The following is a 12803-nucleotide window of genomic DNA, read 5'->3' on the forward strand; positions in this document are numbered from 1 at the left end:
GGTGGCGATGTTCCGACTTCAGGGGAGCAAGGTACTCGCCGTCGAGATGACCGGGGACTCCGTGCACGCGAAGAACGGGTCGATGGTCGCCTACGACGGGGAGATGGCCTTCAAGAAGCTCAGCGGCGGGGGCGAGGGCCTGCGCGGCATGGTGACCCGCCGGCTGACCGGCGAGCAGATGACGCTGATGGAGGTGAAGGGGCGGGGCACCTGCTGGTTCGCGGACCGGGCGTCCGAGATCAACCTGGTGAGCCTGCGGGGCGACAAGCTCCACGTGGAGTCCAGCAACCTGCTGGCCACCGACGCGGGCCTGCGCACCGGCACCACCTTCACGGGCCTGCGCGGCGCCTCCCAGGGCAACGGCCTGTTCACCACCACCGTCGAGGGGCACGGCCAGGCGGCCCTGATCTCCGACGGACCGGCCGTGGTGCTGCGGGTCACGCCGCAGTACCCGCTGTCCGTGGACCCGGGGGCGTACGTCGCCCACCAGGGCGAGCTGCGGCAGTCGCTGCAGTCCGGGGTGACCTTCCGGACGTTCTTCGGCGAGGGCGGCGGCGAGGCCTTCCAGATGCGCTTCGAGGGGGACGGTCTGGTGTACGTGCAGCCGAGCGAGCGCAACACGGTCGCGGGGGACGTCTGATGCCGTTCCGCGAGGTCAACTCCAAGATGGTCGAGGCGACGGTCCGGCCCGGGCAGACCATGTACAGCCAGCGCGGCGCGATGCTGGGCTACCGCGGCGAGGTCTCCTTCACGCCGAACCTGCAGGGCGGCCAGGGCGGCCTGGCCTCCATGATCGGCCGCCGGGTGGCGAACGAGGCGACGCCGCTGATGACGGTCGAGGGCGACGGCACGGTCCTCTTCGGCCACGGCGGCCACCACGTGCACGTCGTGCAGCTCGCCGGCGAGACCCTGTACGTCGAGGCCGACCGGCTGCTCGCCTTCGACGGGACGCTCCGCCAGGGCACCATGTTCATGGGCTCGCAGGGCGGCGTGATGGGCATGGTCCGCGGCCAGGTCACCGGACAGGGCCTGTTCACCACCACCCTCCAGGGCCACGGCGCGGTCGCCGTGATGGCCCACGGCGGTGTCTTCGAGCTCCAGGTGACCCCACAGCGCCCCGTCCACGTCGACCCGCAGGCCTATGTCGCCCACCGCGGCGACCTGCGCAACAAGCTGTCCACGGCGCTCGGCTGGCGGGACATGGTCGGCCGCGGCTCCGGCGAGGCCTTCCAGCTGGAGCTCAGCGGCAGCGGCACGGTGTACGTCCAGGCCTCGGAGGAGAAGCTGTGACCGTCCCGGTCTTCGACCCCGCCACGCTCCCGGCGGACGGCAACGTCAACCCGTACACCTTCTGCGTGGAGCTCCAGGGCTCCCAGTGGTTCCTGCAGAAGGGCAAGATGATCGCCTACTACGGGCAGATCGAGTTCAACGGCATCGGTCACGGGGCGCTGGAGCGCCTGGTGCGCACCAGCTTCCACTCCCCGCTGCACGCCGGCGACTGGGTGGTGGCGCAGGGCTCGGGCAAGATGCTGCTCGCCGACCGGGCCTTCGACGTGAACTCCTTCGACCTCGACGACGGCAACCTCACCATCCGGGCCGGCAACCTGCTCGCGTACCAGCCGAGCCTGGCGCTCAAGCAGTCCATCGTGCCCGGCTTCCTCACGCTGATCGGCACGGGCAAGTTCGTCGCGGCGTCCAACGGGCCGGTGGTCTTCATGGAGCCGCCGATGCGGGTGGACCCGCAGGCCCTGGTCGGCTGGGCCGACTGCCCGTCGCCGTGCCACCACTACGACCACGGGTACGTGCGCAGGGCTGGGGGCACCCCCTGGTCGAGCGGAGTCGAGAGCTTGGGGGCGGGCGGCCTGCGCGCGATGACCGGGATCGGCGGGGCCAGCGGCGAGGAGCACCAGTTCGAGTTCGTCGGGGCCGGGACGGTGCTGCTGCAGTCCAGCGAGACGCTGATGCCGGAGCAGGCGACCGGGGCGGTTCCGCACGAACCGGGTGTACCGGGCGGCGGTGCGGGGCACGGGGGTACCGGGGGGCAGGGCCCGCTCGGGTCGGGCATGCCGCGGATGCCCGGGCAGCTGGGCGACCTTCAGCGGCGGTTCGGCCTCTGAGGGACGGGGTGTGATCCGGCTCGCGTTCGCCTCCGGCAGGCCCCCCAGTAGTCCGGATTTCAACATCTTAGGTAGACTGGGGCTCATGGAGAGCGAGACGGACACGAGGTGGCTGACGGCCGAGGAACAGTGCGCCTGGCGCACCCATCTGGAGGTCAACAGGCTGCTCGCGCACCAACTGGAGCGTGACCTGCAGCCGTTCGGCCTGACGATGAACGACTACGAGATCCTGGTCAACCTCTCCGAGGCGGAGGGGCGACGGCTGCGGATGAGCGACCTGGCCGCCGCGACGCTGCAGTCCAAGAGCCGCCTGTCGCACCAGATCACGCGGATGGAGAACGCGGGGCTGGTCCGGCGGGAGAATTGCGAGTCGGACCGGCGGGGGCTGTTCGCCGTACTGACCGAGCTGGGCCTGGAGACGATGCGGAAGGTCGCCCCGCACCACGTCGCCTCGGTGCGCCGCCACTTCCTCGACCTGCTTCCCGCCGAGGCCCTCGACTCCCTCTCCGCGGCCCTCACCCCCATCGCCGCCCACCTGCGCTCCCACCGCTCGCGGCCGTGAGCGCCGCCCTGGCACCCGCCCGCGGGGCGGGGAGCCGGGGAGGCCCCGCGGCCCCGCCGGACCGGCGGCGAGCCGGCGGGCGGGTCAGGACACGATGAGGCCCGCGCTCAGAACGCGGTGAGGTCCACGGTCACGACGCGGTGAAGCCCGCGGTCACGACGAAGCCCGCGGTCAGGACGCGGTGAGGCCCGCCACCAGTTCGTCGGCGGCGCGGTACGGGTCGAGGTCGCCGGCGACGATGCGCTCGGCGAGGGCGCCGAGGCGGCGGTCCCCGTGCAGGTCCCCGATCCGCTCCCGGAGCGCGGTGACCGCGATGGTCTCCACCTCCCGCTCGGCCCGCGCGAGCCGCCGCTGCTGCAGCACCCCGCGCTCCTCCATCCACGCCCGGTGCTTCTCCAGCGCCTCGACGACCTCGTCGACGCCCTCGCCGCGCGCGGCGACGGTCTTGACGATCGGCGGCCGCCAGTCCCCCGCCTCGCGCGCCTCGCCGAGGCCGAGCATGTGGTTGAGCTCCCGGGCCGTGGCGTCCGCCCCGTCCCGGTCCGCCTTGTTGACGACGTAGACGTCGCCGATCTCCAGGATTCCGGCCTTGGCCGCCTGGATTCCGTCGCCCATGCCCGGCGCGAGCAGCACCATCGAGGTGTCGGCCTGCGAGGCGATCTCGACCTCGGACTGCCCCACGCCCACCGTCTCGACCAGGACCACGTCGCACCCGGCGGCGTCGAGCACCCGGATGGCCTGCGGCGCCGCCCAGGCGAGACCGCCCAGGTGTCCGCGGGTGGCCATCGACCGGATGTACACGCCGGGGTCGGAGGCGTGCTCCGACATCCGCACCCGGTCGCCCAGCAGCGCGCCGCCGGAGAAGGGGGAGGACGGGTCGACCGCGAGCACGCCGACCCGCTTCCCCTGCTTCCGGTACGCCGTCACCAGCGCCGAGGTGGACGTCGACTTGCCCACGCCCGGCGATCCCGTCAGTCCGACCACGTACGCGCCGCCGGTCAGCGGCGCGAGCGCGGCCATCACCTCCCGCAGCTGCGGCGACGCCCCCTCCACCAGGGAGATCAGCCGGGCCACGGCCCGCGGCCGGCCCTCCCGCGCCTGGGCGACCAGCGAGGCGACGTCCTGCATCCAACAGCTCCGTTCAGAGGGGACCAACGGGATCGTAGACGGGCGGAACCGGGCCGGAACCCGGGGGGAGGGTCAGGCCTTGGGCACGCGCAGGATCAGCGCGTCGCCCTGACCGCCGCCGCCGCACAGCGCGGCCGCGCCGACGCCGCCGCCGCGCCGCTTGAGCTCCAGCGCCAGGTGCAGCACCAGCCGCGCGCCGGACATGCCGATCGGGTGACCCAGCGCGATCGCACCGCCGTTGACGTTCACCTTTTCCGAGGAAACGCCGAGGTCCTTCATTGACTGCACGGCGACCGCCGCGAAGGCCTCGTTGATCTCGATCAGGTCGAGGTCGGAGACCTCCAGGCCGTCCTTCTTCAGCGCGTGCGCGATGGCGTTGGACGGCTGCGACTGCAGCGAGTTGTCCGGGCCGGCCACGTTGCCGTGGGCGCCGATCTCGGCGATCCACTCCAGGCCCAGCTCCTCGGCCTTGGCCTTGCTCATCACCACGACGGCGGCGGCGCCGTCGGAGATCTGCGAGGAGGAGCCGGCCGTGATGGTGCCCTCCTTGGAGAAGGCGGGGCGCAGCTTGCCGAGGGACTCGGCGGTGGTCTCCGGGCGGATGCCCTCGTCCTTGCTGAAGACGACCGGCTCGCCCTTGCGCTGCGGGATCTCGACCGGGGTGATCTCGGCCTCGAAGACGCCGTTCTTCTGCGCGGCGGCGGCCCGCTGGTGCGAGAGGGCGGCGATCTCGTCCTGCTCGGCGCGGCCGATGCCCAGGCGGGTGTTGTGCTTCTCGGTCGACTCGCCCATCGCGATGTTCTCGAAGGCGTCGGTGAGGCCGTCGTAGGCCATCGCGTCGAGCATCTGGACCGCGCCGTACTTGAAGCCCTCGCGGGACTTCGGCAGCAGGTGCGGGGCGTTGGTCATCGACTCCTGGCCGCCGGCCACGACGATGTCGAACTCGCCGGCCCGGATCAGCTGGTCGGCCAGCGCGATCGCGTCGAGGCCGGAGAGGCAGACCTTGTTGATGGTGAGCGCGGGCACGTTCATCGGGATGCCCGCCTTGACGGCGGCCTGGCGCGCCGGGATCTGGCCGGCGCCGGCCTGCAGCACCTGGCCCATGATCACGTACTGGACCTGGTCGCCCCCGATCCCCGCACGGTCGAGGGCGGCCTTGATGGCGAAGCCGCCGAGGTCGGCACCGGAGAAGTTCTTCAGCGAGCCCAGCAGTCGCCCCATGGGCGTGCGCGCACCCGCGACGATCACCGAGCTGTTGGTTCCGGACATGGAATGGCGTCCCTTCCGGCCTGCCGGCCGTGGAATTGACGTGAGGGTTTCTCCGAATGTACTGAGCGGTAGTCGGGGCGTCACCGTGCCACGGGTGTGATCGCGCGCACGTTGCGTAACCGCTCCGTGCACGCTGCACTGGACCGCATGCTGACGCGAATCGACCACATCGGGATCGCCTGCTTCGACCTGGATCGGACCGTGGAGTTCTACCGGGCCACGTACGGCTTCGAGGTCTTCCATTCCGAGATCAACGAGGAACAGGGGGTCCGCGAGGCCATGCTCAAGATCAACGATACGTCGGACGGCGGCGCCTCCTACCTCCAGCTCCTCGAACCCACCCGCGAGGACTCCACCGTCGCGAAGTGGCTGGCCAAGAACGGCGAGGGCGTGCACCACATCGCCTTCGGCACCGCCGACGTCGACGCGGACGCGGCGGACATCAAGGACAAGGGCGTCCGGGTCCTCTACGAGGAGCCGCGACGGGGTTCGATGGGCTCGCGGATCACCTTCCTGCACCCCAAGGACTGTCACGGAGTCCTGACAGAACTGGTCACTTCGGCCCCTTCCGAGTCCGCGGACCACTGACCTCCCCCGAAAGGGGCCGGTAGGGTGGGGGCGGTCGTCTCTTCCCGGGTCTCCGGCGGAGTGACGGCCGCGGGCCGGGGTCCGGGTATCGGGGGGCGCGCGGGCAGGCAGCAGCCCTTGCCCAGCGAGTCCGACACCACTCCCCGGGGGCCCCGTCCGACCGACTGGACGGAGCTCGTTGACACGCTTGCGACCAGGGGACGGATGGGACCGCGCTGTGCGGGGCTACGAAAGCCAGGAGCGGGAACCGGCGGATGACGTCGACCACCTGACTCGGTTCGAGGCCGAGATGAAGCGGCTGAAGACCGAGCGGGAGAAGGCGATCCAGCACGCCGAGGATCTCGGCTACCAGGTCGAGGTGCTGCGCGCCAAGCTCCACGAGGCGCGCCGCACCCTCATGTTCCGGCCCCCTTTCGAGGGCGGCGACATCGGCTATCACGCCGAACAGCTGCTGCGGAACGCCCAGATGCAGGCCGACCAGCTGCGTCAGGACGCCGAGCGCGAGCTGAGCCAGGTCCGCGCGCAGACCCAGCGGATCCTCCAGGAGCACGCCGAGCAGGCGGCCCGTCTGCAGAGCGAGCTGCACACCGAGGCCGTCACCCGCCGTCAGCAGCTCGACCAGGAGCTCGCCGAGCGCCGCGCCACCGTCGAGTCGCACGTCAACGAGAACGTCGCCTGGGCCGAGCAGCTGCGCTCGCGCACCGAGCAGCAGGCCCGCCGGCTCCTCGAGGAGTCCCGCGCCGAGGCCGAGCAGGCCATGGCCGCCGCCCGGGCCGAGGCCGAGCGGCTGGTCGCCGAGGCCCGCCAGCGGCTGTCCGGCGAGGCGGAGGCCGCCCGCGCGGAGGCCGACCAGCTCCTGCGCCGCGCCCGCGCCGACGCCGAGCGCCTGCTGAACGCCGCCTCCGCGCAGGCCCAGGAGGCCACCGAGCACGCGGAGCGGCTGCGCACCACCACCGTCGCCGAGTCCGACACGGCCCGCCGTCAGGCCACCGAGCTCAGCCGCGCCGCCGAGCAGCGGATGGCCGAGGCCGAGGAGGCCCTGCGCACCGCCCGGGCCGAGGCCGACAAGGTCGTCGCGGAGGCCAAGGAGGCCGCCGCGAAGGCCCTCGCCGGCGCCGAGGCCGCGCAGGAGCAGCGCATCCGCACGGCCAGGGAGCAGGTCGCCCGGCTGGTCGGCGAGGCCAACGAGGAGGCCGAGACCACCAGGGCCGAGGCCGAGCAGATCGTCGCGGCCGCCCGCGCCGAGGCGGAGAAGATCGTCGCCGAGGCCGCCGAGAAGGCCCGCGCGGCCACCGCCGAGGAGAGCGCCACCCAGCTCGCCCAGGCCGCCCGCACCGCCGAGGAGGTCCTCACCAAGGCCTCCGAGGACGCGAAGAGGACCACCAGGGCGGCCGCCGACGAGGCCGAGCGGATCCGCACCGAGGCCGAGGCGGAGGCCGACCGGCTGCGCGCCGAGGCGCACGAGATCGCCGAGCAGCTCAAGGGCAGCGCCAAGGACGACACCGAGGAGTACCGGGCCCGCACGGTCGAGCTGCAGGAGGAGGCGCGCCGCCTGCGCGGCGAGGCCGAGCAGCTGCGTTCGGACGCGGTCGCCGAGGGCGAGCGGATCCGGCAGGAGGCCCGCAGGGAGGCCGTCCAGCAGATCGAGGAGGCCGCCAGGTCGGCCGAGGAGCTGCTGGCCAAGGCCAAGGCCGACGCCGACGACATGCGGCAGACCGCGACCGCCGACAGCGAGAAGGTGCGCACCGAGGCCCTCTCCCGCGCCACCACGCTGCGCCGCCAGGCCGACGAGGCGCTGGAGCGCGCCCGCGCCGAGGCGGACCGGCTGAAGGCGGAGGCCGCCGAGCGCGCCGAGGAGGTGCGCACCGAGGCCGAGGAGGCCGCCCGCGCGCTGCGCGAGGAGGCCGAGGCCGCGGTCGCGGCCCGCAAGGCGGAGGCGGCCGAGGAGCTGGACCGGCTGCGCACCGAGACCGAGGAGCGGCACACGGCCGCCGAGGAGGCGCTGACCGAGGCCCGCGCCGAGGCCGAGCGCCTGCGCCGGGAGACCGCCGAGGAGACCGAGCGGCTGCGCACCGAGGCCGCCGAGCGGATCGCCTCGCTGCGCGCCCAGGCCGAGGAGGAGGCGGAGCGGCTGCGCACCGAGGCCGCCGGTGACGCGGCCGCCTCGCGGGCCGAGGGCGAGTCGGTCGCCGTCCGGCTGCGCACCGAGGCCGCCACCGAGGCCGAGCGGCTGAAGACGGACGCCCAGGAGACCGCCGACCGGCTCCGCGCCGAGGCCAGGACGGCCGCCGAGCGCATCGGGACCGAGGCCGCCGAGACCCTGGCCGCCGCGCAGGAGGAGGCCGCCCGCCGTCGCCGTGAGGCCGAGGAACTCCTGGGCGCCGCCCGCGAGGAGGCCGGCCAGGAGCGCGAGCGGGCCCGCGAGCAGAGCGAGGAACTGCTCGCCTCCGCCCGCAAGCGGGTCGAGGAGGCGCAGGCCGAGGCGCTGCGTCTGGTCGAGGAGGCCGAGCGCCGGTCCGGCGAGATGGTGTCGGCGGCCGAGCAGCACGCCCAGCAGGTGCGTGAGTCGGTGGCCGGGCTGCACGAGCAGGCCCAGGAGGAGATCCAGGGTCTGCGCACCGCCGCCGAGGTGGCGGCCGACCGGGCCCGCAAGGAGGCCGAGGAGGAGGCGGACCGGGTCCGCTCCGACGCGTACGCCGAGCGCGAGCGGGCCGCGGAGGACGCGAGCCGCATCCTGGGCGCCGCCCGCGAGGAGTCGGACGCCGCGAAGGCGCTCGCCGAGCGCACCGTCACTCAGGCGGCGGCCGAGGCGGAGCGGCTGCGCACCGAGGCCGAGGAGAAGGCCCGCCGGGCCCGCGAGGAGGCCGCCGAAACGACGGCCGAGGCCGAGCGGACGGCGTCCCGCACGCGCGCCGAGGCCCGCGACGACGCCAACCGGATCCGCAGCGAGGCCGCGACCCAGGCGGACACCCTGATCGGCGAGGCCCGCAGCGAGGCGCAGCGACTCACCTCGGAGACCACCGCGGAGAGCGAGCGGCTGATCGGCGAAGCCCGCAGCGAGGCGGAACGGCTCGCCTCCGAGGCCGCCGCGGAGAGCGAGCGGCTGCGCGCCGAGGCGGCGCAGACGGTGGCCACGGCGCAGGAGCGCGCCGAGCGCACCCGCGAGGAGACCCGCCGGATGCGGGAGAAGGCGGAGGCCGAGGCCGACCGGCTCACCGCGGCGGCCCGCGAGGAGGCCGAGCGCACCCTGGACGAGGCCCGTCAGGACGCCAACAAGCGGCGCTCCGAGGCGGCCGAGCAGGTCGACACCCTCATCTCCGAGACGGCCGCCGAGGCCGACAAGCTGCTCGCCGACGCGCAGGAGCAGGCCCTGCGGACCACCGCGGACGCGGAGGCGCAGGCCGACACCATGGTCGGCGTGGCCCGTCAGGAGGCGGAGCGGCTGGTCTCCGAGGCGACGGTCGAGGGCAACTCCCTGGTGGAGAAGGCCCGCAAGGACGCCGACGAGCTGCTGGTCGGCGCCCGCCGGGACGCCACGGCGATCCGCGAGCGCGCCGAGGAGCTGCGCGACCGGATCACGGCCGAGGTGGAGGAGCTGCACGAGCGGGCCCGCCACGAGGCCGCCGAGACGATGAAGTCCACCGGCGAGCGCTGCGACGCGCTGATCAAGGCGGCCGAGGAGCAGCTGGCCAAGGCGGAGGCCAAGGCCAAGGACCTGATGGCGGAGGCGAACTCCGAGGCCGGCAAGGTCCGCATCGCCGCCGTGAAGAAGGCGGAGGAGCTGCTCAAGGGGGCCGAGCAGAAGAAGGCGTCGCTGGTCGCGGAGGCGGAGAAGATCAAGGCGGACGCCGTCGCCGAGGCCGAGCGGACGGTCGCGGAGGGCAAGCGCGAGCTCGAGGTGCTGGTGCGCCGCCGCGAGGACATCAACGCCGAGATCTCCCGTGTCCAGGACGTGCTGGAGGCGTTGGAGTCCTTCGAGGTGCCCGGCGCCGGCAAGGAGACGGGCGTCAAGGCGGGTGCCTCGGCGGGGAACACCCGATCGGGTGGCAAGTCGTCCGACAACTGACCGGTGGGTGAATTTCGGTGTCCTTGGTACGGTCCGACCGTTGTAACCCAGGTCATGACCGGCGATTTCCACTCGAACGGGGCGGCATTCTCCCGATGAATCGGGCTTTCCGCTCGATGACACGCCGCTCAGCAGCCTAGGATTCCCTCTATCACCTCACCGGTCTCTTTCGACAGGAACCCCATGAGCGACACTTCCCCCTACGGCTTCGAGCTGGTCCGGCGTGGGTACGACCGCGCTCAGGTGGACGAACGTATCTCGAAGCTCGTCTCCGACCGTGACAGCGCGCTCGCCCGCATCACCGCGCTGGAGAAGCGCATCGAGGAGCTCCACCTCGAGACGCAGAACGTCCAGGCGCAGCCCGACGCGTCGGAGCCGTCGTACGCCGGCCTGGGCGCCCGCGTCGAGAAGATCCTCCGTCTCGCCGAGGAGGAGGCGAAGGACCTGCGCGAGGAGGCCCGCCGCGCCGCCGAGCAGCACCGGGAGCTCGCCGAGGCCGCCGCCCAGCAGGTCCGCAACGACGCCGAGTCGTACGCCGTGGACCGCAGGGCGAAGGCGGACGACGAGGGTCTGCGGATCGTCGAGAAGGCCAAGTCGGACGCGTCCCAGCTGCGCTCGGACGCGCAGAAGGACGCCCAGGCCAAGCGTGAGGAGGCGGACGCCCTCTTCGAGGACACCCGCGCCAAGGCCGCGCAGGCGGCCGCCGACTTCGAGACCAACCTGGCCAAGCGCCGGGAGCAGTCGGAGCGTGACCTGGCTTCGCGCCAGGCCAAGGCCGAGAAGCGCCTCGCCGAGATCGAGCACCGCGCCGAGCAGCTGCGCCTGGAGGCCGAGAAGCTGCGCACCGACGCCGAGCGCCGCGCCCGCCAGACGGTGGAGACCGCGCAGCGCCAGGCCGAGGACATCGTCGCGGACGCGAACGCCAAGGCCGACCGGATCCGTTCGGAATCCGAGCGCGAGCTGGCGGCGCTGACCAACCGCCGCGACTCGATCAACGCGCAGCTGACCAACGTGCGCGAGATGCTGGCGACCCTCACGGGTGCGGCGGTCGCGGCGGCGGGTTCCCCCGCCGACGAGGAGCCGGTCCGCACGGTCCCGGCGCAGCAGAGCCGCTGACCCCCGGGTCCCGCCCCCACGGCGCTGCCCGCGAGGCCCGTACCGTCCCCCGCGGTGCGGGCCTCGTGCGTGCCCGGCGCGGGGCCGCGCGTTCCGCTGGCACCGCATCCCGCGCCCCCCTACGGTGGTGGCCATGATTGCGCTGGAGGGGCTGACCAAGCGGTACGGCGAGAAGGTCGCCGTGAACAACCTGACCTTCGAGGTGCGGCCGGGCATCGTCACCGGCTTCCTCGGACCCAACGGCGCGGGCAAGTCCACCACCATGCGGATGATCCTCGGCCTGGACCACCCCACCTCCGGCGCGGTCCGCATCGAGGGCCGCCGCTACGCCGAACTGCGCGATCCCCTGCGGACGATAGGCGCCCTGCTCGACGCGAACGCCAACCACGGCGGCCGCAGCGCCTACCACCACCTCCTGTGCCTCGCCCAGAGCAACGGCCTGCCCGAGCGGCGGGTGCGCGAGGTGCTGGACGTGGTCGGGCTGAGCGCCGTGGCCAGGAAGAAGGCCAAGGGGTTCTCGATGGGCATGGGGCAGCGCCTGGGCATCGCCGCCGCGCTGCTCGGCGACCCGCGGATCCTGATGTTCGACGAGCCGGTCAACGGGCTGGACCCCGAGGGCATCCACTGGATCCGCACCCTGATGCAGCGTCTGGCCGCCGAGGGCCGTACCGTCTTCGTCTCCTCGCACCTGATGAGCGAGATGGCGCTGACCGCCGAGCACCTGGTGGTGATCGGGCAGGGCCGCCTCCTCGCCGACCTGTCGATGGCGGACTTCATCCAGCGCAACTCCCGTGCCTACGTCCGCGTGCGCACCCCGGAGCGGGAACGGTTCCTGGACGTGCTGCGCTCGGCCGGCCTCACCGCGATGGAGACCGGCGGCACGCTGGAGCTCGACGGCGTGGCCGCCGAGCAGGTCGGCGAACTCGCCGCCCGGCACGGCCTGGTGCTGCACGAGCTGAGCCCGCAGCAGGCCTCGCTGGAGGAGGCGTTCATGCGGCTGACCGCGGAGTCGGTCGAGTACCACGCGCACAGCGACACTCCCCCGGCCGGCGAGAGGGCGCCGTGGGGCGCCGACTGGAAGAAGGGTTGAGCATGGCCGTCGCGCAGGTCCTCCGCTCCGAGTGGACCAAGATCCGGTCGGTGTCCTCCACCGTCTGGACGCTCTCCGTCGCGCTCGTGGTGACGGTCGCCCTCGGGGTGCTGATCTCCTGGCTGACCCGCCGGGAGTGGGGCGAGATGCCCGCCCGGGACCGGCTCACCTTCGACCCGACCTTCATCAGTTTCGCGGGCATGAGCCTCGGCCAGCTCGCGATGATCGTCTTCGGCGTCCTGGTGGTGTCCACCGAGTACAGCACCGGCATGATCCGCACCTCCCTGGCCGCGGTGCCCCAGCGCGGGGTGTTCTACGCCTCCAAGATCGCCGTGGCGACGGTTCCGGCGTTCGTGGTCTCGCTGGTCACCGCCTTCGCGTCGTTCCTCCTCGGCCAGGCGGTGCTGGGCCCGCACCGGGCGGCGCTCGGCGACGAGGGCGTGCTGCGGGCGGTGGTGGGCGGCGCGCTCTACATGACGCTGATCGCCGTCTTCTCGATGGGCGTGGCCGCGATGCTGCGCTCGCCGATGCTCGCGCTCGGCGTGCTGATGCCGTTCTTCTTCCTGCTCTCCCCCATCCTCGGCGCGGTCTCGGCGACCAAGAAGGTCGGCCGGTACCTCCCGGACCAGGCCGGTTCGCGCATCATGCAGGTGGTGACGGTCGGCGACGACGTGCCGTACGGGCCCTGGGGCGGTCTGGGGATCATGGCGTTGTGGTGCGCCGCGGCCCTCGCCGGCGGCTACCTGCTGCTGAAGCGGCGCGACGCGTAACCGGACGCGCCGGTATTTTCCGCCGTCACTCTGGAACCACGGGCCCCGCTGATGTTCTCCTAAACCCAATGGGGGCCACAGCGTCCCCGTCCGTTCC

11 protein-coding genes are annotated in these 12803 nt (G+C 73.0%); 9 read left to right on the plus strand and 2 right to left on the minus strand.

The genetic code is table 11. The features are described 5' to 3' along the window. Nucleotides 1–7: 7 nt before the first annotated feature. The 4 genes from Sfr03f_RS14605 to Sfr03f_RS14620 all read left to right on the plus strand — a co-directional run bounded on the left by Sfr03f_RS14605 (nt 8) and on the right by Sfr03f_RS14620 (nt 2679). Nucleotides 8–640, plus strand: coding sequence for an AIM24 family protein (locus tag Sfr03f_RS14605; protein WP_108954984.1), 633 nt, complete (start codon nt 8–10; stop codon nt 638–640). Continuing rightward, the gene (locus tag Sfr03f_RS14610; RefSeq protein ID WP_108954330.1) at nt 640–1290 is read left to right on the plus strand and encodes an AIM24 family protein; all 651 of its coding nucleotides are present in this window, start codon (nt 640–642) and stop codon (nt 1288–1290) included. The genes Sfr03f_RS14605 and Sfr03f_RS14610 overlap by 1 nt, the downstream gene beginning before the upstream one ends. Continuing rightward, nucleotides 1287–2117 (plus strand): AIM24 family protein, encoded by an 831-nt coding sequence (locus tag Sfr03f_RS14615; protein WP_108954331.1) that lies wholly within the window; start codon nt 1287–1289, stop codon nt 2115–2117. Before Sfr03f_RS14610 ends, Sfr03f_RS14615 begins: the two co-directional genes overlap by 4 nt. Before the next feature lie 85 nt (nt 2118–2202). Next, complete coding sequence (locus Sfr03f_RS14620; RefSeq protein WP_108954332.1) at nt 2203–2679, plus strand: MarR family winged helix-turn-helix transcriptional regulator; 477 nt, start codon at nt 2203–2205, stop codon at nt 2677–2679. A 171-nt stretch (nt 2680–2850) separates the two neighbouring features. Here the strand turns inward: Sfr03f_RS14620 and meaB are convergent, their stop codons facing one another. Beyond that, on the minus strand, nt 2851–3807 hold the full coding sequence (meaB, locus tag Sfr03f_RS14625) for a methylmalonyl Co-A mutase-associated GTPase MeaB (RefSeq protein ID WP_108954333.1): 957 nt from the start codon (nt 3805–3807) through the stop codon (nt 2851–2853). A 72-nt stretch (nt 3808–3879) separates the two neighbouring features. After that, complete coding sequence (locus Sfr03f_RS14630) at nt 3880–5076, minus strand: acetyl-CoA C-acetyltransferase (protein ID WP_108954334.1); 1197 nt, start codon at nt 5074–5076, stop codon at nt 3880–3882. 147 nt (nt 5077–5223) lie between these two features. Here Sfr03f_RS14630 and mce point away from each other — a divergent pair, with 147 nt between their 5' ends. From mce to Sfr03f_RS14655, 5 genes are all read left to right on the plus strand, one after another. After that, complete coding sequence (mce, locus tag Sfr03f_RS14635) at nt 5224–5664, plus strand: methylmalonyl-CoA epimerase (RefSeq protein WP_108954335.1); 441 nt, start codon at nt 5224–5226, stop codon at nt 5662–5664. A 217-nt stretch (nt 5665–5881) separates the two neighbouring features. After that, nucleotides 5882–9730, plus strand: a complete 3849-nt coding sequence (scy, locus tag Sfr03f_RS14640) for a polarized growth protein Scy (protein WP_108954336.1) — start codon at nt 5882–5884, stop codon at nt 9728–9730. Between the two features lie 183 nt (nt 9731–9913). Continuing rightward, nucleotides 9914–10846, plus strand: a complete 933-nt coding sequence (locus Sfr03f_RS14645; RefSeq protein WP_108954337.1) for a coiled-coil domain-containing protein — start codon at nt 9914–9916, stop codon at nt 10844–10846. Between the two features lie 133 nt (nt 10847–10979). Continuing rightward, on the plus strand, nt 10980–11936 hold the full coding sequence (locus tag Sfr03f_RS14650; RefSeq protein WP_108954338.1) for an ATP-binding cassette domain-containing protein: 957 nt from the start codon (nt 10980–10982) through the stop codon (nt 11934–11936). A gap of 2 nt (nt 11937–11938) precedes the next feature. Continuing rightward, entirely contained in the window at nt 11939–12706 is a 768-nt protein-coding gene (locus Sfr03f_RS14655) for an ABC transporter permease (RefSeq protein WP_108954339.1), read from the plus strand. The last annotated feature ends 97 nt before the right edge of the window (nt 12707–12803 follow it).

The organism is Streptomyces fragilis (assembly GCF_003112515.1).
GTDB lineage: Bacteria > Actinomycetota > Actinomycetes > Streptomycetales > Streptomycetaceae > Streptomyces > Streptomyces fragilis.